The organism is Rhodococcus sp. EPR-157 (assembly GCF_001647195.1).
Classification (GTDB): Bacteria; Actinomycetota; Actinomycetes; order Mycobacteriales; family Mycobacteriaceae; genus Rhodococcoides.
Map to the genome: position 1 here is coordinate 1 of NZ_LVCV01000636.1, position 406 is coordinate 406.

At 61.6% G+C, this 406-nt stretch carries 1 pseudogene; it reads right to left on the reverse strand.

The features are described 5' to 3' along the window. Window positions 1-266, reverse strand: a pseudogene (locus tag A2J03_RS26995) (MMPL family transporter); the annotation flags it as partial. Window positions 267-406 lie beyond the last annotated feature (140 nt).

Sequence of the window (406 nt, forward strand, 5' to 3'; positions counted from 1 at the left end):
AGCACCGCGGTGACGTCGGGGCCGATGTCGTCGATCGTCTTGCCTTCGGGCGCTGTGTAAATGGCCACGATGTCCGAAGTCTGTTGTCCGAGGTTCGCGACGAGTGCGGATACCTCGGCCGCTTCGCTGCTGGGATCGATGTAGCCGCCGTCGCTGAGCCTGTCGAACACCCCGATACCCCATATGCCGCCGAGCGCCACGACGACGACGGCGACGGCGAGTACCCATCGTTTGCGGGAAACGACGAACGAAGCCCAACGTGTCACGTTCTTCTCCGGCTCTCTCGAGTACCACTGCGATCCTGGGCGAGCCTATCGGCTCCGGTCGATTGATTTCTGTCGGTGCCGTACGTTCTAATGGGAACACACGTTCGAATGATGCCTTCCCCGCCATTCGCTCGAGCACA